The sequence below is a fragment of the Janibacter anophelis NBRC 107843 genome (assembly GCF_001570945.1).
Taxonomy (GTDB): domain Bacteria; phylum Actinomycetota; class Actinomycetes; order Actinomycetales; family Dermatophilaceae; genus Janibacter; species Janibacter anophelis.
The window spans coordinates 1-21,379 of sequence record NZ_BCSQ01000013.1; the positions used below are offsets into that span (position 1 = coordinate 1).

At 69.7% G+C, this 21,379-nt stretch carries 25 protein-coding genes and 1 pseudogene; 23 read left to right on the forward strand and 3 right to left on the reverse strand.

Annotated features, from left to right (window positions below; translation table 11 throughout):
- From JAN01S_RS04870 to meaB, 15 genes and pseudogenes are all read left to right on the forward strand, one after another.
- Positions 1-206, forward strand: a pseudogene (locus tag JAN01S_RS04870) (50S ribosomal protein L24); the annotation flags it as partial.
- Position 207: 1 nt separating this feature from the next.
- Positions 208-783 carry a 50S ribosomal protein L5 gene (rplE, locus tag JAN01S_RS04875; RefSeq protein ID WP_068314539.1) on the forward strand — a complete coding sequence of 192 codons (576 nt, stop codon included), beginning with the start codon at positions 208-210 and terminating at the stop codon, positions 781-783.
- 1 nt (position 784) lies between these two features.
- A complete protein-coding gene (locus JAN01S_RS04880) occupies positions 785-970 on the forward strand; it encodes a type Z 30S ribosomal protein S14 (protein ID WP_007924699.1) in 186 nt (61 codons plus the stop codon).
- 154 nt (positions 971-1,124) lie between these two features.
- Positions 1,125-1,523: a 30S ribosomal protein S8 gene (rpsH, locus tag JAN01S_RS04885; protein ID WP_068314546.1), complete on the forward strand. Its 399-nt coding sequence runs from the start codon at positions 1,125-1,127 to the stop codon at positions 1,521-1,523.
- A gap of 12 nt (positions 1,524-1,535) precedes the next feature.
- Positions 1,536-2,072 (forward strand): 50S ribosomal protein L6, encoded by a 537-nt coding sequence (rplF, locus tag JAN01S_RS04890; protein ID WP_068314547.1) that lies wholly within the window; start codon positions 1,536-1,538, stop codon positions 2,070-2,072.
- Between the two features lie 3 nt (positions 2,073-2,075).
- Positions 2,076-2,450 (forward strand): 50S ribosomal protein L18, encoded by a 375-nt coding sequence (rplR, locus tag JAN01S_RS04895; RefSeq protein ID WP_068314549.1) that lies wholly within the window; start codon positions 2,076-2,078, stop codon positions 2,448-2,450.
- Positions 2,451-2,484: 34 nt separating this feature from the next.
- The gene (rpsE, locus tag JAN01S_RS04900) at positions 2,485-3,150 is read left to right on the forward strand and encodes a 30S ribosomal protein S5 (protein WP_068314551.1); all 666 of its coding nucleotides are present in this window, start codon (positions 2,485-2,487) and stop codon (positions 3,148-3,150) included.
- On the forward strand, positions 3,150-3,332 hold the full coding sequence (rpmD, locus tag JAN01S_RS04905) for a 50S ribosomal protein L30 (protein ID WP_007924709.1): 183 nt from the start codon (positions 3,150-3,152) through the stop codon (positions 3,330-3,332). The genes rpsE and rpmD overlap by 1 nt, the downstream gene beginning before the upstream one ends.
- Before the next feature lie 2 nt (positions 3,333-3,334).
- On the forward strand, positions 3,335-3,820 hold the full coding sequence (gene rplO / locus JAN01S_RS04910) for a 50S ribosomal protein L15 (RefSeq protein WP_068314553.1): 486 nt from the start codon (positions 3,335-3,337) through the stop codon (positions 3,818-3,820).
- A 203-nt stretch (positions 3,821-4,023) separates the two neighbouring features.
- Positions 4,024-5,346: a preprotein translocase subunit SecY gene (gene secY / locus JAN01S_RS04915; RefSeq protein WP_068314555.1), complete on the forward strand. Its 1,323-nt coding sequence runs from the start codon at positions 4,024-4,026 to the stop codon at positions 5,344-5,346.
- The gene (locus JAN01S_RS04920; protein ID WP_068314557.1) at positions 5,346-5,909 is read left to right on the forward strand and encodes an adenylate kinase; all 564 of its coding nucleotides are present in this window, start codon (positions 5,346-5,348) and stop codon (positions 5,907-5,909) included. The genes secY and JAN01S_RS04920 overlap by 1 nt, the downstream gene beginning before the upstream one ends.
- Before the next feature lie 4 nt (positions 5,910-5,913).
- Positions 5,914-6,762 (forward strand): type I methionyl aminopeptidase, encoded by an 849-nt coding sequence (map, locus tag JAN01S_RS04925; RefSeq protein WP_084360040.1) that lies wholly within the window; start codon positions 5,914-5,916, stop codon positions 6,760-6,762.
- Between the two features lie 248 nt (positions 6,763-7,010).
- A complete protein-coding gene (locus tag JAN01S_RS04930) occupies positions 7,011-8,864 on the forward strand; it encodes a methylmalonyl-CoA mutase family protein (RefSeq protein WP_244884756.1) in 1,854 nt (617 codons plus the stop codon).
- Positions 8,861-11,071: a methylmalonyl-CoA mutase gene (scpA, locus tag JAN01S_RS04935; RefSeq protein WP_068314562.1), complete on the forward strand. Its 2,211-nt coding sequence runs from the start codon at positions 8,861-8,863 to the stop codon at positions 11,069-11,071. The genes JAN01S_RS04930 and scpA overlap by 4 nt, the downstream gene beginning before the upstream one ends.
- Entirely contained in the window at positions 11,064-12,071 is a 1,008-nt protein-coding gene (gene meaB / locus JAN01S_RS04940) for a methylmalonyl Co-A mutase-associated GTPase MeaB (protein ID WP_068314567.1), read from the forward strand. The genes scpA and meaB overlap by 8 nt, the downstream gene beginning before the upstream one ends.
- A 25-nt stretch (positions 12,072-12,096) precedes the next feature.
- On the opposite strand, the gene JAN01S_RS04945 is transcribed toward meaB, so the two are convergent.
- Positions 12,097-13,614: a CPBP family glutamic-type intramembrane protease gene (locus JAN01S_RS04945; protein WP_068314573.1), complete on the reverse strand. Its 1,518-nt coding sequence runs from the start codon at positions 13,612-13,614 to the stop codon at positions 12,097-12,099.
- Between the two features lie 61 nt (positions 13,615-13,675).
- Complete coding sequence (locus JAN01S_RS04950; protein ID WP_068314575.1) at positions 13,676-15,370, reverse strand: BCCT family transporter; 1,695 nt, start codon at positions 15,368-15,370, stop codon at positions 13,676-13,678.
- A gap of 269 nt (positions 15,371-15,639) precedes the next feature.
- On the opposite strand from JAN01S_RS04950, the gene infA reads away from it, so the two are divergent.
- The 8 genes from infA to truA all read left to right on the forward strand — a co-directional run bounded on the left by infA (position 15,640) and on the right by truA (position 20,681).
- The gene (gene infA / locus JAN01S_RS04955) at positions 15,640-15,861 is read left to right on the forward strand and encodes a translation initiation factor IF-1 (protein ID WP_007928045.1); all 222 of its coding nucleotides are present in this window, start codon (positions 15,640-15,642) and stop codon (positions 15,859-15,861) included.
- 105 nt (positions 15,862-15,966) lie between these two features.
- Positions 15,967-16,080: a 50S ribosomal protein L36 gene (rpmJ, locus tag JAN01S_RS04960; RefSeq protein WP_006592630.1), complete on the forward strand. Its 114-nt coding sequence runs from the start codon at positions 15,967-15,969 to the stop codon at positions 16,078-16,080.
- A gap of 227 nt (positions 16,081-16,307) precedes the next feature.
- Positions 16,308-16,679, forward strand: coding sequence for a 30S ribosomal protein S13 (gene rpsM, locus JAN01S_RS04965; RefSeq protein WP_068314579.1), 372 nt, complete (start codon positions 16,308-16,310; stop codon positions 16,677-16,679).
- A 75-nt stretch (positions 16,680-16,754) separates the two neighbouring features.
- Entirely contained in the window at positions 16,755-17,153 is a 399-nt protein-coding gene (rpsK, locus tag JAN01S_RS04970) for a 30S ribosomal protein S11 (protein ID WP_007928041.1), read from the forward strand.
- Between the two features lie 30 nt (positions 17,154-17,183).
- Complete coding sequence (rpsD, locus tag JAN01S_RS04975) at positions 17,184-17,792, forward strand: 30S ribosomal protein S4 (RefSeq protein WP_068314581.1); 609 nt, start codon at positions 17,184-17,186, stop codon at positions 17,790-17,792.
- A gap of 116 nt (positions 17,793-17,908) precedes the next feature.
- Positions 17,909-18,943 (forward strand): DNA-directed RNA polymerase subunit alpha, encoded by a 1,035-nt coding sequence (locus tag JAN01S_RS04980; RefSeq protein ID WP_068314584.1) that lies wholly within the window; start codon positions 17,909-17,911, stop codon positions 18,941-18,943.
- A gap of 60 nt (positions 18,944-19,003) precedes the next feature.
- On the forward strand, positions 19,004-19,747 hold the full coding sequence (gene rplQ, locus JAN01S_RS04985) for a 50S ribosomal protein L17, sunset domain variant (protein WP_068314588.1): 744 nt from the start codon (positions 19,004-19,006) through the stop codon (positions 19,745-19,747).
- Positions 19,748-19,850: 103 nt separating this feature from the next.
- Positions 19,851-20,681 carry a tRNA pseudouridine(38-40) synthase TruA gene (gene truA, locus JAN01S_RS04990; RefSeq protein WP_068314591.1) on the forward strand — a complete coding sequence of 277 codons (831 nt, stop codon included), beginning with the start codon at positions 19,851-19,853 and terminating at the stop codon, positions 20,679-20,681.
- On the opposite strand, the gene lepB is transcribed toward truA, so the two are convergent.
- Positions 20,682-21,371 carry a signal peptidase I gene (lepB, locus tag JAN01S_RS04995; protein WP_244884757.1) on the reverse strand — a complete coding sequence of 230 codons (690 nt, stop codon included), beginning with the start codon at positions 21,369-21,371 and terminating at the stop codon, positions 20,682-20,684.
- Positions 21,372-21,379 lie beyond the last annotated feature (8 nt).

Consider the following 21,379-nt stretch of genomic DNA (forward strand, 5'->3'; position numbering starts at 1 on the left):
CCCGCCACACCAAGGCCGGCTTCGGCGGGCAGGCCGGTGGCCTGGTCGTCTCCGAGGCGCCGATCCACGTGAGCAACGTGGCCATCGTCGACCCCGAGGACAACAAGCCGACCCGCATCCGCACCCGCGTCGAGACCGTCGAGCGCGACGGTCGCACCAAGGCGAGCCGCACCCGCGTCGCGGGCCGCTCGGGCAAGGACCTGTGAAGTGACTGACACCATCGAGACCCCCGCCGTCGAGGCCCCGCGCCTGAAGGGCAAGTACGCCGACCAGGTCGTCCCCGCCCTGCAGGAGCAGTTCGGGTACGGCAACGCGATGCAGGTTCCCCGCGTCGTCAAGGTCGTCGTCAACATGGGCGTCGGCGACGCCGCCAAGGACAGCAAGCTGATCGAGGGCGCCATCCGCGACCTGACCGCCATCACCGGTCAGAAGCCGCAGGTGACCAAGGCCCGCAAGTCCATCGCGCAGTTCAAGCTGCGCGAGGGCATGCCGATCGGTTGCCACGTCACGCTGCGCGGTGCGCGCATGTGGGAGTTCCTCGACCGCCTCACCGCGGTCGCGCTGCCCCGCATCCGTGACTTCCGTGGCCTGAACCCCAAGCAGTTCGACGGGAACGGCAACTACACCTTCGGTCTGACCGAGCAGTCGATGTTCCACGAGATCGACCAGGACAAGATCGATCGCGTCCGCGGCATGGACATCACCGTGGTCACGACCGCGACGAACGACGACGAGGGCCGCGCGCTGCTCAAGCAGCTCGGCTTCCCCTTCAAGGAGAACTGACATGGCGAAGACCGCCCTGATCAACAAGGCGAACAAGAAGCCGAAGTTCAAGGTCCGCGGGTACACCCGGTGCCAGCGCTGCGGCCGGCCGCACTCGGTCTACCGCAAGTTCGGCCTGTGCCGCGTGTGCCTCCGGGAGATGGCCCACCGGGGCGAGCTCCCCGGCGTGACCAAGTCCTCCTGGTAATCCGGCACGCACGGGGCATCGTCCCCCGAGTGCCCCCCGAAGTCCCGCGTGGTTCCTTCTCCCGAAGGGCCACATCCACGAATCATCACTTCTACATCGAAGGTCGCTCCGGATCCCGGAGGGAAACCGCGATGAGAGAGGGCAGGCAGAGCCCATGACCATGACCGACCCGATTGCGGACATGCTGACCCGCGTCCGGAACGCCAACTCGGCGCACCACGACGAGGTCTCCATGCCGTACTCCAAGCTCAAGTCGCACATCGCGGAGATCCTCCAGGCGGAGGGTTTCATCGCGGGGTGGGAGGTCGAGGAGGCGACCGTCGGCAAGACGCTGACGATCAACCTCAAGTACGGCCCCAACCGTGAGCGCTCCATCGCGGGCGTGCGCCGGGTGTCCAAGCCCGGTCTGCGCGTGTACGCGAAGTCCACCAACCTGCCGAAGGTTCTCGGCGGCCTGGGCGTGGCGATCATCTCCACGTCCTCCGGCCTCCTGACCGATAAGCAGGCCGCAACCAAGGGTGTGGGTGGGGAAGTCCTCGCCTACGTCTGGTAAGGGGAAGCAGACATGTCGCGAATCGGACGACTCCCGGTCGCCATCCCCAGCGGTGTCGACATCGCCATCGAGGGCCAGACCGTCAAGGTCAAGGGCCCCAAGGGCGAGCTGCAGGTCATCGTGACCGAGCCGATCACGGTCTCCCAGACCGAGAACGGCGTCGAGGTCGCGCGTCCCGACGACGAGCGCGAGTCGCGCTCGCTCCACGGCCTGACCCGCAGCCTCATCAACAACATGGTCATCGGTGTCACCGAGGGCTACGAGAAGAAGCTCGAGATCCACGGCACGGGTTACCGCGTGCAGAACAAGGGCGGTTCGCTCGAGTTCGCGCTCGGCTACAGCCACCCGATCGTCATCGAGGCCCCCGAGGGGATCAGCTTCAACGTCGAGAACCCGACCCGCTTCAGCGTCCAGGGCATCGACAAGCAGCTCGTCGGCGAGACCGCTGCCAACATCCGCAAGCTCCGCCGCCCCGACCCGTACAAGGGCAAGGGTGTCCGGTACGAGGGCGAGCACATCCGTCGCAAGGTCGGAAAGGCTGGTAAGTAAGCCATGGCCAAGATCATCAAGCGCGCCAAGGGCAAGACCGCCGCTCGTGGCCGTCGCCACGTGCGCCTTCGCAAGAAGGTCTCCGGTACCGCTGCACGGCCGCGTCTGGTCGTCACCCGCAGCAGCCGCCACGTCTTCGTCCAGGTCGTCGACGACACGGTCGGCAAGACCGTCGCGTCCGCGTCGACCATGGAGGCCGACGTGCGTGCCCTCGAGGCCGACAAGACCGAGCGGGCCAAGAAGGTCGGCGAGCTCGTCGCCGAGCGCGCCAAGGCGAATGGAGTCGTCTCCGTGGTTTTTGATCGCGGTGGCAACCGCTACCACGGCCGCGTCGCCGCCATCGCGGACGGCGCCCGCGAAGGGGGCCTGACCCTGTGATGCAGGCCCACAACGTCGAGAAGAGGAACATCTGATGCCCGGACCCCAGCGTCGAGGCGCCGGTGCCGCCGGCACCAATGAGCGCTCCAACAACGACCGTCGTGACAACCGCGGCGGTGGCCGTGACCGTCGTGACGGTGGCCGCGACCGCACCGAGAGCCAGTTCCTCGAGCGCGTCGTGACCATCAACCGTGTCGCCAAGGTCGTCAAGGGTGGTCGTCGCTTCAGCTTCACCGCCCTGGTCGTCGTCGGTGACGGTGACGGCACCGTCGGTGTCGGCTACGGCAAGGCCAAGGAGGTCCCGGCCGCGATCGCCAAGGGTGTCGAGGAGGCGAAGAAGAACTTCTTCACCGTCCCGCGCATCCAGGGCACGATCCCGCACCCCATCCAGGGTGAGGCCGCGGCCGGTGTCGTCATGCTCCGTCCGGCCTCCCCGGGTACCGGTGTCATCGCCGGTGGTCCGGTGCGCGCCGTGCTCGAGTGCGCCGGCATCCACGACGTGCTGTCCAAGAGCCTCGGCTCGGACAACGCGATCAACATCGTCCACGCGGCGGTCGCGGCCCTCAAGGGTCTCGAGCGCCCGGAGGCCGTCGCGGCCCGCCGCGGTCTGCCCCTGGACGAGGTCGCCCCTGCAGCCATGCTGCGTGCCCAGGCCGCTGGTCGCGCCGAGGCCGCCGAGAAGGCGAAGGCGGGTGCATGATGGCTCGTCTCAAGGTGACCCAGACCCGTTCCGAGATCGGTGGCAAGCAGAACCAGCGCGACACGCTGCGCAGCCTCGGTCTGAAGCGCATCGGCGACGTCGTCGTCAAGGAGGACCGCCCGGAGATCCGTGGCATGGTCCAGACGGTTCGCCACCTGGTGACCGTCGAGGAGGTTGACTGATCATGGCTGACTCCAAGGCCACCCCCAACGAGGAGCAGGGTTCGACCCACGCCCTCAAGGTGCACCACCTGCGTCCGGCCCCCGGCGCCAAGACCGCGAAGACCCGTGTCGGTCGCGGTGAGGGCTCCAAGGGCAAGACCGCGGGCCGCGGTACCAAGGGCACCAAGGCTCGCTACCAGGTTCCGGAGCGCTTCGAGGGCGGTCAGACGCCGCTGCACATGCGTCTGCCCAAGCTCCGTGGCTTCAAGAACCCGTTCAAGACCGAGTACCAGGTCGTGAACCTCGACCGCATCGCCTCCCTCTTCCCCGAGGGCGGCACCGTGGGTGTCGAGGAGCTCGTGGCGAAGGGCGCCGTCCGCGACGGCCACCCCGTCAAGGTGCTCGGCTCCGGCGAGATCACGGTGAAGGTCGACCTCACAGTCGACGCCTTCTCCGCGAGCGCCAAGGACAAGATCGAGGCGGCCGGCGGCAGCATCACCGCTCGCTGACCCCCTTCGGTCACTGCGTCGAGGCCGCCCCGTGATCGGGGCGGCCTCGACGCGTCTGTGGCCACGTCGTCCCACGACGGGACGCGAGTCACGTCGCGATCGCCTGCTCGCGACAGGTATCGTCGGTCAGGTTGTGCCGCCACCCGGCGGCTCCCTGCCCGCAGCTCACATCTGCATCCCGGCACCGTCCTGGAGGAACCCACGTGCTCTCCGTCTTCACCCGGGCGTTCAAGACGCCCGACCTGCGGCGCAAGCTGCTCTTCACGCTGGGCATCGTCGTGCTCTTCCGCCTCGGCTCCCACGTGCCGACGCCCAACGTCGACTACTCGGCCGTGCAGGCCTGCATCGCGGGCGCCCGCCAGGACGGCGGCAACAACTTCCTCGGGATGGCCAACCTCTTCAGTGGTGGCGCGCTCCTGCAGCTGTCGATCTTCGCGCTCGGCATCATGCCGTACATCACCGCGAGCATCATCGTGCAGCTGCTCACCGTCGTCATCCCCCGCTTCGAGGCGCTGAAGAAGGAGGGGCAGACCGGTCAGGCCAAGATGACGCAGTACACGCGGTACCTGACGATCGCGCTGGCGGTCCTCCAGTCGGCCACCTTCATCACCTTCGCGCGCAACCCCGCGGCGCTGTTCAACAACGCCGAGTGCGGCCCGATCCTCTACCGCGAGTCGATGTTCGACATCGTCCTGATGGTGCTGACGATGACGGCCGGCACCGGCCTGATCATGTGGCTCGGTGAGCTCATCACCGACAAGGGCGTCGGCAACGGCATGTCCCTGCTGATCTTCACCTCGATCACCGCGACCTTCCCCGGCTCGCTCTGGGCCATCCAGCAGCGCGACGGACGCTGGGACCTCTTCCTGCTCGTCATCGCGATCGGCTTCCTCATCATCGCGGCCGTCGTCTTCGTCGAGCAGTCCCAGCGCCGCATCCCCGTGCAGTACGCCAAGCGGATGGTCGGTCGCCAGATGTACGGCGGGACGTCCACGTACATCCCGATCAAGGTCAACATGGCCAACGTGATCCCGATCATCTTCGCCAGCTCGATGCTCGCGCTGCCGCAGATGATCGCCCAGTTCCAGACCGACCCGACGGGCAACAACCCGGGCTGGGTGGACTGGATCAACACCTACCTCGTGCGGGGTGACCACCCCATCTACATGGCGGTCTTCACCGCGATGATCCTCTTCTTCACCTTCTTCTACGTGTCGATCACCTTCAACCCCACGGAGGTCGCGGACAACATGAAGAAGTACGGGGGATTCATCCCAGGTATCCGAGCCGGGCGACCCACGGCCGAGTACCTCCAGTACGTGCTCACCCGCATCACCGTGCCGGGAGCCATCTACCTCGCTCTGATCTCGCTGATCCCGCTCGTCGCATTCGTGTGGATCGGCGCCAACCAGGACTTCCCCTTCGGCGGGGCGTCTATCCTCATCATGGTGGGCGTCGGTCTGGAGACGGTGAAGCAGATCGAGTCCCAGCTCCAGCAACGCCACTACGAAGGATTCCTCCGCTGATGCGTCTCATCATCCTGGGCCCCCCCGGGGCCGGCAAGGGCACCCAGGCCACCCGGATCGCCGAGCACTACGGCATCCCGGCCATCTCCACGGGTGACATCTTCCGTGCCAACATCAAGAACGAGACCGAGCTCGGGCTCCAGGTCAAGGAGATCCTCGCCTCCGGTGGTTACGTCTCCGACGACATCACCAACGCGATCGTCGAGGCCCGTCTCGCCGAGGGCGACGCCGCGCCCGGGTTCCTCCTCGACGGCTACCCGCGCACGACCGCGCAGGTGACCGCGCTCGACGCGATGCTCGCCAAGACCGACCACTCGATCGACAAGGTGCTCGAGCTCGTCGTCGACGACGAGGTCGTCGTGCAGCGCCTGCTCAAGCGCGCCGAGCTCGAGGGTCGCGTCGACGACACCGAGGAGGTCATCCGCGAGCGGATGGCCATCTACCACCGCGAGACCAAGCCGCTGTCCGACGCTTACGAGCAGCGCGGTCTGCTCGTCAAGGTCGACGGCGAGGGCGAGGTCGACGAGGTCGCCGAGCGGATCGTCGCCGCCCTGGGCGCCTGAGCTCTTGGGACTCTTCGGTCGCGAGCGGGTCCGCCCGCGCACCCCGGATCAGCTCCGGGCGATGCGCGTGGCGGGCCTGCTCGTCGGCCGCACCCTCGAGATGCTGCGCTGTGAGGTCCGCGCCGGCGTCACCACCGCCCAGCTCGACGCCCTCGCGGAGGACTTCATCCGCAGCGGCGGGGGAGTGCCCAACTTCCAGCTCGTCCCCGGCTACAGCCACACCCTGTGCACCTCCGTCGGCGAGGAGATCGTCCACGGCATCCCCGGTGACCGGGTCCTGCGTGACGGCGACCTGCTGAGCATCGACTGCGGTGCCGAGGTCGACGGGTGGAACGGCGATGCCGCCATGACCGTCGTCGTCGGCGGCGACGCCGCCGGCGAGCCTGCCGCCGTGCGGCTGTCGGAGATCACCCGCCGCTCGCTCTGGGCGGGGATCGCCGCCCTTCGTCCCGACGGGGACCTCAACGACATCGGCGGCGCGGTCGAGGACTCGATCCGAGCTGACGCCCGCACCGACGGCGTCGCTTACGGCATCGTCGAGGACTACACGGGCCACGGCATCGGCGAGCACATGCACCTGCCGCCCAACGTGCCCAACTACCGCGTCCGGGGTCGCGTGCCGCAGACGCCGGTCGGCACGACGCTGGCCATCGAGCCGATGGTCACCCTTGGCGACCAGGCCAACCACGTGCTCGACGACGACTGGACCGTCGTCACCAACGACGGCAGCCCCGCGGCCCACTGGGAGCACTCCGTCGCGATCACCGAGCACGGCGTCTGGGTCCTCACGGCCATCGACGGCGGGGAGGCGGAGCTGTCCGCCCGCGGCGCCAGCTTCGGCCCGCTGGACTGAGCGGGGTCTCGAGGCTCGGCCGCGGACGGCCTCGCACCTCGACCAACGTTCGTTGTCTCGAGGCTCGGCCGCGGACGGCCTCGCACCTCGACCAACGTTCGTTGCCTCGAGGCCCGCCCCACGCGCTGATGTGGCGCACGCGACGCCGGACGGCGCCTTCGGCACGGCCCGCTCCTCGGTAGGGTGCGAAGTCAGTCATGCCGTCGGCCCGCGGGCCGACGTCCGGGTCGATGAGGAGCGTTACGAGGATGACCCTTCCCCCTGCACAGGACGAGACGATGGGACTGGCCGCCGGCTTCGACCGGACGAGTCCCGACGAGTGGGCCCAGCTGGCCGCCGCGGTCGTCAACAAGTCCCGGCCCGAGGACCGCAAGGTCGACGCCGACGGCGCCCGTGAGGTGCTGACGAGCCACCTGCCTGGCGGCATCGACATCGACCCGATCTACTGGCCGCAGCCGGGCACCGCGCTCGGTCTGCCGGGCGCCATGCCGTTCACCCGGGGCCGCGGGCCGCGCAACCCCGACGTGCCGTGGGACGTGCGCCAGCTCCACGACGACCCCGACGCGGCCACGAGCCGCAAGGCCGTGCTCGCCGACCTCGAGCGCGGCGTCACCTCGGTCTGGCTGCACGTCGGCGCGGACGGCATCGCCGCCGGCGACGTCGCCGAGGTCCTCACCGACGTCCGGGCCGACCTCGCTCCCGTCGTCGTCAGCTCCCTCGACGACCAGGGCGCCGCCGCGGCCGCGCTCGTCGCCGCCTGGGAGGCGAAGGGGGTCGACCCCACCACCGTCAGCGGCAGCCTCGGCCACGACCCGATCGGTCAGGTCGCCGTCCGCGGTGGCACCCCCGACCTCGGACCGCTTGCCGACGCCGTCGCCACCTGCCGCGACCGGTTCACCGGCGTGCGGGCCATCACCGTCGACGCGCGGGTGCACCACGACGCCGGGGCGAGCGACCAGGACGAGATCGCCCTGGCCCTGGCCACCGCCCTGGACTACGTGCGGCACCTGTCCGAGGCGGGCATCGAGCCGGCCGAGACCTTCCGCCGGATCGACTTCCGCGTCGCCGCCACCGCCGACCAGTTCACGACGATCGCCAAGCTGCGCGCCCTGCGCCGCACCTGGGCCCGCGTGGGCGAGGTCCTCGAGGTCCCCGAGGCCGACCGCGGCGCGTGGATCCACGCCGTGACCTCGTGGCGCATGCAGACCCGCACCGACCCGTGGGTCAACCTGCTGCGCGACACGATCGCCTGCTTCGCTGCGGCCGCCGGTGGCGCCGACGCGATCACCGTGCTGCCCTACGACCACGCGCTCGGGCTGCCGACCGCCTTCTCCCGCAGGGTCGCCCGCAACACGCAGTCGCTGCTGTCCTCCGAGTCCAATGTCGCGCGCGTCGCCGACCCGGCGGGTGGATCCGCCTACGTCGAGACGCTCACCGACGAGCTGGCCCGGGCCGCGTGGGCCTGGTTCGGCGAGCTCGACGCCGCCGGTGGCGCCGCCGCCGGCCTGGCCTCCGGTGCCGTCGCCGAGCGCCTCGCCGCCACGCGCGCCGAGCGCGACGCGGCGCTGGCCACCCGCGCCCTGCCCCTGACCGGCACGTCGACCTTCCCCCTGGCGGGAGAGACCCTGCTCGAGCGCACCGCGCGCGTCGAGCTGCCCGGAGAGGGACTGCCGCGGCGTCGCGACGGTGAGGTCTTCGAGGCGCTGCGCGCGCGCACCGCCGCCGGCGACGTCTCCGTCCCGGTCCTCGCCCTCGGCCCCGCCCGCGAGCACACCGCCCGCCTGACCTTCGTCAGCAACCTCCTCGGCGTCGCCGGCATCCGGCCCGACGTCGTCGAGGTCGCCTCCGCCGACGACGTGCCCGCCACGACCGGCTCGGTCGCCGTCATCGCGTCCTCGAAGCAGGGCTACGCCGACCTCGCCGAGGCGAGCGTGTCCTCCCTTCGTGCTGCTGGTGCGGAGCGCGTCCTCGTCGCCGGCTCGGCCAAGGAGGTCGGCGACACGGCGGTCGACGGCGAGATCCGCGACGGCATGGACGTCGTCGCCTTCCTCACGGACCTCCTCGACACCCTCGGCGCCCCGCAGGCAGGAGCACAGGCATGAGCGCGCAGATCCCCACCTTCGACACGATCGAGCTCGGCGAGGGCACCCCCTCCGCCGCGGCGGACGGCCTCTGGCAGGAGGCCCTCGAGGCCACCCCCGGCGCGGCCGAGGGCTGGGCGACGCCCGAGGGCATCGACGTCGCCCCCGTCTACACCGAGGCCGACACCGAGGACCTGGACTTCCTCGAGACGGTCCCGGGCGCCGCCCCCTTCCTCCGCGGTCCCTACCCGACGATGTACGTCAACCAGCCGTGGACGATCCGGCAGTACGCCGGCTTCTCCACCGCCGAGGAGTCCAACGCGTTCTACCGGCGCAACCTCGCGGCGGGGCAGAAGGGCCTGTCCGTCGCCTTCGACCTCGCGACGCACCGCGGCTACGACAGCGACCACCCGCGCGTCTCCGGCGACGTCGGCATGGCCGGTGTCGCCATCGACTCGATCTACGACATGCGCACGCTCTTCGACGGGATCCCGCTGGACCGGATGAGTGTGTCGATGACGATGAACGGCGCCGTCCTGCCGATCCTCGCGCTCTACGTCGTCGCGGCCGAGGAGCAGGGGGTGAGCCCGGAGCAGCTGAGCGGCACCATCCAGAACGACATCCTCAAGGAGTTCATGGTCCGCAACACCTACATCTACCCGCCGGTGCCCTCGATGCGGATCATCTCCGACATCTTCGCCTTCACCAGCCAGCGGATGCCGCGGTTCAACTCCATCTCGATCTCCGGGTACCACATGCAGGAGGCCGGGGCGACGCAGGACCTCGAGCTCGGCTACACCCTCGCCGACGGCATCGAGTACATCCGTGCGGGCAAGGAGGCTGGCATGGACGTCGACGCCTTCGCGCCGCGCCTGTCCTTCTTCTGGGCCATCGGCATGAACTTCTACATGGAGGTGGCCAAGCTGCGCGCGGCCCGCCTGCTCTGGGCGCGCCTGGTCAAGGAGAACTTCGAGCCGGCCAATGCCAAGTCGCTGTCGCTGCGGACCCACTCGCAGACCTCCGGCTGGAGCCTGACGGCGCAGGACGTCTACAACAACGTCGTGCGCACCTGCGTCGAGGCGATGGCCTCGACCCAGGGTCACACGCAGAGCCTGCACACCAATGCGCTCGACGAGGCGATCGCGCTGCCGACGGACTTCTCCGCGCGCATCGCCCGCAACACCCAGCTGGTCCTCCAGCAGGAGTCGGGCACGACCCGGGTCATCGACCCGTGGGGCGGCAGCGCCTACGTCGAGCGGCTGACGCACGACCTCGCCCAGCGCGCGTGGGCGCACATCCAGGAGGTCGAGGCGGCGGGCGGCATGGCCAAGGCCATCGAGGCCGGCATCCCCAAGATGCGCATCGAGGAGGCGGCCGCCCGCACCCAGGCGCGCATCGACTCGGGCCAGCAGCCGGTCATCGGCGTCAACACCTATCCGGTCACCGAGAGCACCGACGACGAGGCCATCGAGATCCTCAAGGTCGACAACGCCGCCGTGCGCGCCTCGCAGATCGCCAAGCTCGAGCGCCTGCGTGCCGAGCGGGACGAAGGGGAGACCCGCGCGGCCCTCGCAGCGCTCACCGAGGCGGCCCGCTCCGCGGGCGGCACGATGGAGACCAACCTGCTCGCGCTCGCCATCGACGCGGCCCGCGCCAAGGCGACCGTCGGCGAGATCTCCTCGGCGCTCGAGGAGGTCTACGGCCGGTACACCGCACAGATCCGTACGATCTCGGGTGTGTACCGGGACGAGGCGGGCAAGGGCGGAGCCGTGGACGAGGTCCTGGCCAAGGTCGAGGAGTTCGAGCAGGCCGAGGGCCGGCGGCCGCGCATCCTCGTGGCCAAGATGGGTCAGGACGGGCACGACCGCGGGCAGAAGGTCATCGCCACCGCCTTCGCCGACCTCGGCTTCGACGTCGACGTGGGTCCGCTCTTCCAGACCCCCGGCGAGGTGGCCCGTCAGGCCGTCGAGGGCGACGTGCACGTCGTCGGGGTGTCGTCGCTGGCCGCGGGTCACCTGACCCTCGTGCCGGCGCTGCGCCAGGAGCTGGACGCGCTCGGTCGTGAGGACCTCATGATCGTCGTGGGCGGGGTCATCCCCGACCAGGACTTCGACGAGCTGCGGGCCGCCGGCGCCGACGACATCTACCCGCCGGGCACCGTCATCGCCAGTGCGGCGGGGCGCCTGGTCGACCAGCTGCGGGAGCGGGCCGCCGGTACCGATGGCTGAGTCGGTCGCCGACCTCGCCCATGGGGTGCGTGACCGCTCGCGGGCACACATCGCCCGCGCCATCACGCTCGTCGAGTCCTCGCGCCCGGACCACCGGGAGCGGGCCCGCGAGCTGCTCGCGCTGCTCGCGGCGGACACCGGCCGCGGCATGCGTGTGGGCGTCTCGGGGATCCCGGGGGCCGGCAAGTCGACCTTCATCGACGCGCTCGGCACGCGGCTCATCGAGCGGGGCCACCGGGTCGCGGTCGTCGCCGTCGACCCGAGCAGCGCGCGCACCGGCGGGTCGGTCCTGGGCGACCGCACCCGCATGGCACAGCTGACGGCGAGCGAGGACGCCTTCGTCCGGCCGTCGCCGTCGGGGGCGCACCTGGGTGGTGTCGCGCGCGCGACCCGTGAGGGGATGCTCGTGCTCGAGGCTGCCGGATTCGACGTCGTGCTCGTCGAGACCGTCGGTGTCGGCCAGTCCGAGGTCGCGGTCGCCGAGATGGTCGACACCTTCCTCATGCTCGCGCTCGCCCGGGGCGGCGACCAGCTGCAGGGCATCAAGCGCGGCATCCTCGAGATGGCCGACGTCATCGCGGTCAACAAGGCCGACGGTGAGCACGCCGGCGACGCCCGCGTGGCCGCCCGCGAGCTCTCCGGGGCGATGCGGCTGATGAACTCCGACCCCGACGCCCGCCGCCCCCCGGTGCTCACCTGCAGCGCGTACACCGGCGACGGGCTCGACGACGTGTGGGACGCGGTGCTCGAGCACCGCGCGTACCTCGAGGAGCAGGGCTCGCTGCAGGCGCGCCGCGCCGAGCAGCAGCGCGAGTGGATGTGGGCGATGGTCGACGCCGAGCTGCGCGACGCCGTGCGCCGCTCACCGCGGGTGCGCGAGCTGCTCGGTGAGCTGACCCCGGGCGTGCGATCGGGTCAGGTGAGCGCCGTCGACGGTGCCGCTCGGATCATCGAGGCCTTCTCCGCGGACCTCGCCGAGGGGCCCCGCGAGTCGAGGTAGGGCACGCCCTGCCAGAGGGTCGGGACTACCTCGACTCAGGGTTGAGGGCCGGTCGGCCGAAGCCCTTGGGCGCCACCCCCGACCGCCGCGCGAGCCACAGCAGGATCGCCGTCATGACCGCGGTGGCGAGGACGCCCAGCCCGGCGCTGCCGGCGGTGCTCGTCGTCTCCTCCGTGACGTAGGCGTCCTGGATGCCGCCGAGCAGCGTCAGCCCGATGGTGATGACGAGGTTGTTGACGACGTGCAGCACGATCGCCGCCTCGAGACCGCCCGTGCGCCACGTGAGGTAGCAGCAGGCGATCGCCATGCCGCCCAGGTCGAGCAGGATCCACGGGTCGAGCGAGGTGTGCGCCAGGGCGAAGGTCGCCGCCGACAGCACGGTGCTCACGACGAGGGCGAGCACGGGGCGCCCGATCCACGCGCCGACGCCCTGCATGAGCCCCCCGCGGAAGGCGACCTCCTCGCCCGCCGCCTGCAGGGGAGTGGTGAGCAGGGTGATGAGCAGCAGCCACCCCCAGTGCTCGGGCCGGGCCGTCGGCTGCTCACCGGAGAGGAGCCACGCGAGGGCGAGGTAGGCGCCCCACACGAGGGTCGTGACGAGTGTCGCGCGCAGCAGCCAGCCCCACCGGATGCGTCCGGTGACCGACCACACCTTGCCCATCGGCCGCCAGTGGCCCACGCGGGTCGCAACGAGCGTGGCCGGGATGAGCCCGGCGAGCATGAGGTTGCCGATGAGCATCGTCACCGGGTCGGTGGGGTCGATCGCGGCAGTGTCCGTGGTCTCGAGCAGCGACGGGTCGAGGACGACCCAGACGATGCTGAGGAACATCGAGATCGCGAAGAAGGTCCCCAGCCCCGCGGCCAGGGCGAGCAGCGGCCGCCACCAGCGGTAGCGGGCAGTGCGCATCTGGTGCAGGTAGCTGCGCGGCTCGTCGTCGGCGAAGGGGGCGAAGGAGGGGCCTGCGGTGGGTGCCGCAGCCGGCTCGGGCAGATGTCGAGACGTCGCGCGACGACGGGCCGCGTCGATGAAGTCCACGAGCAGCGGGTGCAGTCCTGCGTCCGTGGCCAGTGGGTGGTCGACGAGCGCGGCGAAGGGAGAGCCCGCGGCTGTGATGACGGCGGGCATGTCGTCGCGGTGGGCCTGGGCGAACCACGCCGTGCCTACGGGGGTCACGTACTCCAGCCCGGTGCGGGCATCGGCGGCCGCACCGGGCAGCTCTCGCGGGGTGTGGCCGAGCATGGTGGCCAGTCGGCTGCCGGGCACGGCGGTGACGAAGGGGCTCCCCCCTTGACTCCCGCCCAACGGGCCCACGAAGGGGATCCCCAGGTGCAGGGCCCAGCTGATCGTGGCGTCGTGGGCCGTCGGGTCACCGCTCGCGGGCGGCGTGAGCAGCCACAGGCCGTCGAGATCGACGGTCGGTGCCGACCCGGTGGGCAATTGGTGGAGCTGCGCATCGGGCGCCAGCGCCTGCAGGGCCCGTCGCGCGTGGGCGGTGCCGGCCCAGTTCGGATCACCAACGAGGGCAAGACGCAGGCCGGTCATGGCTGCGATGGTACGGGCCTTGCGCGACGGGGTCCGTGGGTGGGCACCACCCACGCACGTCTCACCCGGCCCGGTCGCCGCCTGAGCCCACGGTGGTGGGCTCGCCCTCCTCCTCCGCCACGGGCGTCGCCGCGGTGATCTCACCGCGGTCCATGGCGTCCCGGCCGGCAGCGACCGCCTCCTCGGGAACTCCCTTGACCTTCGTGACGAACTGCAGATTCTCCTTGCGCAGCGCCACGACGAAGCTGATCCCAGCGAGGAACATCAAGGTGAACATTGGCAATCCGACCACGGTGATCACCTGTTGCAGTGCGTTCAGGCCCTCGTCGCCGGCCAGGACGATGAGCAGTGCGGCGAGCACGCCCTCACTGACCCCCCAGAAGACGCGCTGACGCGTGGGGCCGGGATCGCCGTCGCCGGTGCAGAGCATGTCGACGACGAGCGATGCGGAGTCGGAGCTCGTCGCGAAGAAGATCGCGACGATGACCACGGCGAAGCCCTGCATGAAGGTCGTCAGCGGGTAGTTCTCGAAGAAGGCGAACATCGACAGGGGGACCGACTCGGCGACCGCCGCGGAGATCGGGCCCTCTTGGCCGTCCATGCCGTCGATGCGCAAGGCGGACCAGCCGAAGGTGACGAACCAGATGATCGTGAAGATCGTTGGTGCGAAGAGCACACCGAGGACGAACTCGCGGACCGTGCGTCCCTTGGAGATGCGGGCGAGGAAGATCCCCATGAAGGGGGCCCAGCTGACCGTCCACGCCCAGTAGAAGACGGTCCAGCCGCCCTGCCAGCCCCAGCCCTCGTCCTTGGTGACATCGGCCATCGCGTCGTTCCAGAGCATCAGGCCTGGCAGCGCGGAGACGAAGTTGCCCGTCGTCTCGAAGATCTGGCGGAGGAGGAAAAGGGTCATCCCTCCGGCGAGGAAGACGAAGATCATCATCACGATCGCCATGCCGATGTTGATGTTCGACAGCAGCTTCACGCCCTTGTCCAGACCTCGGACGATCGAGGTCACCGCGACCGTCGTCAGGACGATGATGATGGCCACCTGCAGGGTCGTGTCGTTCGCCCACCCGAAGAGCTCGTTCAGACCGGCACCGATCTGGGAGGTGCCCAGACCGATGGAGACAGCGACACCGAAGAGGGTGCCGAGGATGGCGAGGATGTCGATGGCGCGACCGATCGGTCCGTAGATGCCCTCCTTGAGGAAGGGGTAGAAGACGGAACTCACCCGGACCGGGAGCTCGTAGCGGTGGATGAAGTAGGCGAAGGCCAGGCCCGGCAGGCAGAAGATCGCCCAGGTGTGCAGGCTCAGGTGGTAGAGCGCGAAGTTCATGCCGTCGGTGGCCGCCTCGGCCGTGTACGGATCGACCCCGGCCCGCGGCGGATTGGAGAAGTGGGAGATCGGCTCCGCGACGCCCCAGAACATCAGGATGGTGCCGATGCCACCGGCGAAGAGCATGGCGAACCACGAGAGGAAGCTGTACTGCGGGGGTTCGTCCTTGCGTCCGAGCTGGACGCCCCCGTAGGGACTGAATGCCACAGCGAGAAGGATGACCAGCCAGGCGGTGACCCCGAAGATGAAGTACCAGCCGAGGTTGGTGACGATCCATTCACGGCCGGCGCCGAAGGAGCTGTTCAACTCGTCGGGGAAGAGCAGCAGGACCACGAGGAAGAGAATCATCAACCCGGCCGAGACGAAGAAGATGGTCGGTTGGGTCCGCAGGCCCAGGCGGCGAGCCAGTGCGTCCATGTCGCTGTCCTTCCGCTCACGTCCGAGGCGGTGAGCGCCCCGGGCTGCTTCCTGTGATGTGGGTCATGCCCTGCGCTCCCGAGTGTTGCAGTCGACGGCCCGCCGTGGGGTTCCCCGACTGATCGGATTTCCCCGCACGTGCGTGTGTGCCGTAGTCTTGACTGTCGGTCACGTGTGTACTGCCTTCCCTGCATCCGGGGAGGCACGTTCGTGCGTGCCGCCCACGGTCGCTTCCACCCAGGAGGTGACCACCAACGGATTGAGAGGGTATGGCCAAGAAGGACGGTGTCATCGAGGTCGAGGGCACGATCGTCGAAGCGCTCCCGAACGCAATGTTCCGGGTCGAGCTGACCAACGGTCACAAGGTTCTCGCCCACATCTCGGGCAAGATGCGGCAGCACTACATCCGGATCCTCCCCGAGGACAAGGTTGTCGTGGAGCTCAGCCCGTACGACCTGACCCGCGGCCGGATCGTCTTCCGTTACCGCTGATCGAGGCGGTCGCCGCGTGCCGGCGCCCGACGAGTGAAGCACCCACAGCACGACCCGTCGCCCCGACCTGGGTGACGGGACAGATCGAGCAGATGCGAGACGGCAATGAAGGTTCAGCCGAGCGTCAAGAAGATCTGCGACAAGTGCAAGGTGATCCGCCGCAACGGTCGGGTCATGGTGATCTGCGAGAACCTGCGCCACAAGCAGCGCCAGGGCTGATCGCGTCCACCAGGACCGACTGAACGGCGAGGAACCTCGGCCTGTCGCCGGATCCTCGAGCAACGCCAACTGAAAATCACGCACCACCCGGCCCTCGCCCCCTTCGTGGAGCGAGACGTCACCCCCGGCTCGGAGGCCGGGGACCGAGCGGCCCGCAGACCTTGCGGGGACCACCGCCGGACCGGTGGTGCACCAGACCTCCGAGAACATGAGAAGGAAGCCATCACATGGCACGACTTGTTGGAGTCGACCTGCCGCGCGAGAAGCGCGCCGAGGTCGCCCTGACCTACATCTTCGGTGTGGGACGTACGACCGCACAGCAGGCCCTCGCCGCCACCGGCGTGGACCCGAGCATCCGCGTGAAGGACCTGGACGACGACCAGCTCGTCGCCCTCCGCGACTACCTCGAGGCGAACGTCAAGCTCGAGGGTGACCTCCGTCGCGAGGTCGCTGCCGACATCCGCCGCAAGGTCGAGATCGGCACCTACGAGGGTCTGCGGCACCGCCGCGGTCTCCCGGTCCGCGGTCAGCGCACCAAGACCAACGCCCGGACCCGCAAGGGCCCGAAGCGCACCGTCGCAGGCAAGAAGAAGGCCTGACACACCACGGCATCACGTGCCGGCCTCGCGCTGGCCGCGTGATCACCACACACCGAAGAACTTCGTAGGAGAAACATGCCCCCCAAGACCCGTTCCGGCGCCAAGGTGCGCCGCAAGGTCAAGAAGAACGTTGCCGTGGGCCAGGCCCACATCAAGAGCACGTTCAACAACACGATCATCTCGATCACCGACCCCACCGGTGCCGTGATCTCCTGGGCCTCCGCGGGCCAGGTCGGCTTCAAGGGGTCGCGCAAGTCCACCCCGTACGCCGCCCAGATGGCTGCCGAGGCCGCCGCCCGCCGCGCCATGGAGCACGGCATGAAGAAGGTCGACGTCTTCGTCAAGGGCCCGGGTTCCGGTCGCGAGACCGCCATCCGCTCCCTGACCGCCGCCGGCCTCGAGGTCGGCGCGATCCAGGACGTCACGCCCAGCCCGCACAACGGTGTCCGCCCGCCCAAGCGCCGTCGCGTCTGAGCAGCAGAGATACGGGAGATTCGATAACACATGGCTCGTTACACCGGCCCCATCACCAAGAAGTCCCGCCGCCTCAAGCTCGACCTCGTCGGCGGCGACAAGAACTTCGAGCTCCGTCCCTTCCCGCCGGGCCAGCACGGCCGCCGGCGGATCCAGGAGAAGGAGTACCTGACCCAGCTGCAGGAGAAGCAGAAGGCCCGCTTCACCTACGGCGTCATGGAGAAGCAGTTCGTCCGGTACTACAAGGAGGCGGCCAACCGCCCCGGTCAGACCGGTCACAACCTGCTGATCATCCTCGAGTCGCGCCTCGACAACGTCATCTACCGTGCCGGCCTGGCCCGCACGCGTCGTCAGGCTCGTCAGCTCGTCACGCACGGCCACTTCGAGATCAACGGCGTGCGCACCGACGTGCCCAGCGCCCGCGTCTCGCAGTACGACATCATCACCGTGCGCAAGCAGTCGGTCGAGGCCTTCCCGATCCAGCTGGCTCGTGAGACCTTCGGCGAGCGTCCGATCCCGGCGTGGCTGCACGTCGTCCCGGGCAGCCTGAAGATCCTCGTCCACCAGCTGCCGACGCGTGAGCAGATCGACACCCAGCTCACCGAGCAGCTGATCGTCGAGCTCTACTCCAAGAACTGATCCAGTTCGACTGAGGGTGGCTCCCGCGGACCGATGCGGGAGCCACCGTCGGGGTCACGCCCCGACACCTTCACGAGGCGTCATATAGCGGTCGCCCGTGGGAAGGAAGAATCACCGTGCTCATCGCACAGCGCCCGAACCTCAGCGAAGAGGTCATCGCCGACAACCGCTCGCGGTTCGTCATCGAGCCCCTCGAGCCCGGCTTCGGCTACACCATCGGCAACTCCCTGCGTCGCACCCTGCTCTCGAGCATCCCGGGCGCCTCGCTCACCTCGATCCGGATCGACGGCGTGCTCCACGAGTTCTCCACGATCCCCGGGGTCAAGGAGGACGTCACCGAGATCATCCTCAACATCAAGTCCCTCGTCGTCTCCAGCGAGAACGACGAGCCGGTCGTGATGTACCTGCGCAAGTCGGGTGCCGGCGCGGTCACCGCCGCCGACATCAACCCCCCGGCCGGTGTCGAGGTCCACAACCCGGACCTGCACATCGCGACGCTCAACGACAAGGGCTCCATCGAGATGGAGCTGACCGTCGAGCGTGGCCGTGGCTACGTCTCCGCGCAGCAGAACAAGTCCGGTGACCAGGAGATCGGTCGCATCCCGGTCGACTCGATCTACTCGCCCGTGCTGGCCGTGACCTACAAGGTCGAGGCGACCCGTGTCGAGCAGCGCACCGACTTCGACCGCCTCGTCGTCGACGTCGAGACCAAGAGCTCGATCGCCCCGCGCGACGCGCTGGCCTCCGCCGGCAAGACGCTCGTCGAGCTCTTCGGCCTGGCCCGTGAGCTCAACGTCGAGGCCGAGGGCATCGACATGGGCCCGTCGCCGACCGACGCCGCGATCGCTGCCGACCTGGCGCTGCCGATCGAGGACCTGGACCTGACCGTCCGCTCCTACAACTGCCTCAAGCGCGAGGGCATCCACACCGTGGGTGAGCTCGTCGGGCGCAGCGAGGCCGACCTGCTCGACATCCGCAACTTCGGTGCGAAGTCGATCGACGAGGTCAAGGCCAAGCTGCACGAGATGGACCTGGCGCTCAAGGACAGCCCGCCCGGGTTCGACCCGACCGCGATCCCCGGCTACGGCGAGGACGACTACGACGAGTCCGGCGACGAGGACGCCTCGTTCGCCGAGGACGAGCAGCTCTGACCCACCGCTTCACGACCTGACCGCTGACGCGGTGAGGTCAGAACTTCCAAGGAGAACACCATGCCCACCCCCACCAAGGGACCCCGTATCGGTGGCGGCCCGGCTCACGAGCGCCTCATCCTCGCGAACCTGGCCACCGCGCTCTTCGAGCACGACCAGATCACCACGACGCAGGCCAAGGCCAAGCGGCTGCGTCCGCTGGCCGAGCGGCTGATCACCTTCGCCAAGCGCGGTGACCTGCACGCCCGCCGCAAGGTCATGACCACGGTCACCGACAAGAGCGTCGTCCACCGTCTCTTCGTCGAGATCGCCCCCGACATGGCCGACCGCCAGGGTGGCTACACCCGGATCACCAAAATCGCGCCGCGCAAGGGCGACAACGCCCCCATGTGCGTCATCGAGCTCGTGCGTGAGCCGGTCAACGCCAAGCCGAAGCGCGCCGTCGTCGCCGAGGCCGAGGCCGCCACCGCGCGCTCGGCCAAGGACGCCGACGCCGAGGCTCCCACCGAGTCCGAGGGCACGCTCGACGCCATCGACACCGACGAGACCACCGAGGCCACCGCTCCCGCGGCGGCCGCGGACCTGCCCGAGGGCGCCGTCGCGCCGCTCGAGGACGGTGCCGCCCCGAGCGAGGACTACACGGTCAAGGGCAACCTCGACTCGATGAAGTACCACGTCCCGGGCTCGCAGTGGTTCGACGCCACCATCGCCGAGGTCTGGTTCAAGACCGCCGACGAGGCCAAGGCGGCCGGCTTCGAGCCGGCCGGTGGCGAGGCCAAGCAGCAGGTCGAGGACGAGGCCTGAGCCGGGTCCCTGCCTGACCGAAGGCGCCGCACCCCTATCGGGTGCGGCGCCTTCGTCGTCCCCACGGGAGGGCGAAGGGGGTCCCTCACCTACGCTGGCCCGCATGCGGCTGCGCCTCGACCTCGCCTATGACGGGACCGACTTCCACGGGTGGGCGGCGCAGCCCGGGCTGCGGACCGTCGAGGGAGAGCTCGCGGCCGCGGTGACGACGGTGCTGCGCCTGGACGAGCCGGCGCGGCTGACCGTCGCCGGGCGCACCGATGCAGGGGTGCACGCCGCCGGGCAGGTCGTCCACCTCGACCTCGAGCCCGAGGAGCTGGAGCGGGCCGTGGGCCACTCCGGTCGCCGCCCGGAGGAGGCGCTCGGGACGCGCCTGCGCGGGGTGCTGCCGGCCGACGTCGTCGTCCACCGCGTCACCCGGGCGCCCGAGGGATTCGACGCGCGCTTCTCGGCGCTGAGCCGGCGCTACCGCTACCTGGTCTGCGACGATCCGGCACGGCTGGACCCCCTTCGTCGTCGTGAGGTCGTGGCGTTGCGCTCGCCCCTGGACGTCGACGCGATGAATGCCGCGACGGCCCAGCTGCTCGGCCTGCGCAACTTCGCCGCCTTCTGCAAGAAGCGCGAAGGTGCCAGCACGACCCGCACCCTGCTGCGCTACGACTGGGAGCGCCGCGACGACGGGCTGCTCGAGGCGACCGTGCGCGCCGACGCGTTCTGCCACTCGATGGTGCGCGCACTCATCGGCGCGCTCGTGCCCGTGGGGGAGGGGCGACGCGGGGTCGACTTCCCCGTCGAGGTGCTCACGGGCCTGTCCCGCGACCCGCGGGTCAAGGTCATGCCCGCCCACGGGCTGTGCCTCGTCGAGGTCGAGTACCCCGCGGAGGGCGCCCTCGCGGCCCGGGCCGTCGAGGCGAGGGCCCGCCGCGAGGACTGATCAGCTCCGCTCGGCCCCGCCCGGCGGCAGCGGCCACCAGCGCCAGCCGAGGGTGCCGACGACCTGGTCGGCACGCACGAACCGCACTGTGGCGCAGTCGCCCTCGACCTGACCGCGGCAGCCGGCGACCGAGTCGGAGCTGTTGGCCCGGTTGTCGCCGAGGACGAGGTAGGAGCCGTCGGGGACGGTGATCTCGGGGAAGCAGCGCTGGGACACACGCTCGTCGCACCCGTCGAAGGGCAGGTCGTTCGTGACGTACGGTTCCGCGATCGGTTCGCCGTCGACGAGGACGCGCCCCTGGTCGTCACAGCAGGTGACCGTCTCGCCGGGCAGGCCGATGACCCGTTTCACCGTGTGCGCGGTGTGGCTGGGGCCGGTGCCGAGCACGTCGCCGACGTAACGCAGGGCGTCGGTCACCGGATTGGGGTCGTCGAGACGCGCCGCCTCCCACGTGGCGCCGTGGCCGAAGACGACGACGTCGCCGCGCTCCAGCTGCTCGCCGTCGACACCGAGGACCTGCGCGAAGACCCGGTCGCCGGTCATGAGCGTCGGCTCCATCGACGCCGACGGGATGACGAAGGGGCGCACGAGCGTGTGCGTGATGACGGCGAGGACGGCGAAGGCGATGAGCACCCGCGCGACGACGCCGATCAGCCAGTGGCGCTCGTGGCGCTCTTCGGAGGAACTCACGGGTCCAC